Here is a 2,235-nt window from a genome sequence, read left to right on the forward strand (position 1 = left end):
TTTGGTTAAGTCCTCGATCGATTAGTATTCGTCAGCTGCACGTGTCGCCACGCTTCCACCTCGAACCTATCTACCTCATCGTCTTTGAGGGATCTTACTTGCTTGCGCAATGGGAAATCTCATCTTGAGGGGGGCTTCGTGCTTAGATGCTTTCAGCACTTATCCCGGCCACACATAGCTACCCAGCGATGCCCTTGGCAGAACAACTGGTACACCAGCGGTGTGTCCATCCCGGTCCTCTCGTACTAAGGACAGCTCCTCTCAAATTTCCTGCGCCCGCGACGGATAGGGACCGAACTGTCTCACGACGTTCTGAACCCAGCTCGCGTACCGCTTTAATGGGCGAACAGCCCAACCCTTGGGACCGACTACAGCCCCAGGATGCGATGAGCCGACATCGAGGTGCCAAACCTCCCCGTCGATGTGGACTCTTGGGGGAGATAAGCCTGTTATCCCCGGGGTAGCTTTTATCCGTTGAGCGATGGCCCTTCCATGCGGAACCACCGGATCACTAAGCCCGTCTTTCGACCCTGCTCGACCTGTACGTCTCGCAGTCAAGCTCCCTTCTGCCTTTACACTCTGCGAATGATTTCCAACCATTCTGAGGGAACCTTTGGGCGCCTCCGTTACTCTTTAGGAGGCGACCGCCCCAGTCAAACTGCCCGCCTGACACTGTCTCCCGCCCCGATCAGGGGCGTGGGTTAGAATTTCAATACAACCAGGGTAGTATCCCACTGACGCCTCCGCCGAAGCTGGCGCTCCGGCATCTCTGGCTCCTACCTATCCTGTACAAGTTGCACCAAAAGTCAATATCAGGCTACAGTAAAGCTCCACGGGGTCTTTCCGTCCTGTCGCGGGTAACCTGCATCTTCACAGGTACTATAATTTCACCGAGTCTCTCGTTGAGACAGTGCCCAGATCGTTACGCCTTTCGTGCGGGTCGGAACTTACCCGACAAGGAATTTCGCTACCTTAGGACCGTTATAGTTACGGCCGCCGTTTACTGGGGCTTCAGTTCGCACCTTCGCTTGCGCTAAGCACTCCCCTTAACCTTCCAGCACCGGGCAGGCGTCAGCCCCTATACGTCACCTTACGGTTTTGCAGAGACCTGTGTTTTTGCTAAACAGTCGCCTGGGCCTATTCACTGCGGCTCTCTCGGGCTATACACCCTACCAGAGCACCCCTTCTCCCGAAGTTACGGGGTCATTTTGCCGAGTTCCTTAACGAGAGTTCACTCGCTCACCTTAGAATTCTCTTCTCGCCTACCTGTGTCGGTTTGCGGTACGGGCACCTCCCGCCTCGCTAGAGGCTTTTCTTGGCAGTGTGAAATCAGGGACTCGAGGACAAGTCCTCTCGCCATCACAGCTCAACGTTACAGGAATGGGATTTGCCTCATTCCACGCCTCACTGCTTGGACGTGCACAACCAACGGCACGCTCTCCTTATCCTTCTGCGTCCCCCCATTGCTCAAACGGCGGGGAGGTGGTACAGGAATATCAACCTGTTGTCCATCGTCTACGCCTATCGGCCTCGACTTAGGTCCCGACTAACCCTGAGCGGACGAGCCTTCCTCAGGAAACCTTAGGCATTCGGTGGACGGGATTCTCACCCGTCTTTCGTTACTCATACCGGCATTCTCACTTCTAAGCGCTCCACCAGTCCTTCCGGTCTGACTTCAACGCCCTTAGAACGCTCTCCTACCACGGACATCAAACGATGTCCATCCACAGCTTCGGTAATCCGTTTAGCCCCGGTACATTTTCGGCGCAGTGTCACTCGACCAGTGAGCTATTACGCACTCTTTAAATGATGGCTGCTTCTAAGCCAACATCCTGGTTGTCTAAGCAACGCCACATCCTTTTCCACTTAACGGATATTTGGGGACCTTAGCTGGTGGTCTGGGCTGTTTCCCTCTTGACTACGGATCTTATCACTCGCAGTCTGACTCCCAAGTATAAATCACTGGCATTCGGAGTTTGTCTGAATTCGGTAACCCGGGATGGGCCCCTAGTCCAAACAGTGCTCTACCTCCAGGATTCTCTTCTTGAGGCTAGCCCTAAAGCTATTTCGGAGAGAACCAGCTATCTCCAGGTTCGATTGGAATTTCTCCGCTACCCACACCTCATCCCCGCACTTTTCAACGTGCGTGGGTTCGGGCCTCCAGTAAGTGTTACCTTACCTTCACCCTGGACATGGGTAGATCACCTGGTTTCGGGTCTACAACTGCATACTCTG

The 2,235-nt window shown here is 54.3% G+C and carries 1 rRNA gene; it reads right to left on the minus strand.

Annotated features, from left to right (window positions below):
- Window position 1: 1 nt before the first annotated feature.
- Window positions 2-2,235 (minus strand): 23S ribosomal RNA (locus QMA04_RS18095); the annotation flags it as partial.

Origin of the sequence: Planococcus sp. APC 3900 (assembly GCF_030407735.1) — a bacterium.
GTDB classification, from domain to species: Bacteria; Bacillota; Bacilli; order Bacillales_A; family Planococcaceae; genus Planococcus; species Planococcus notacanthi.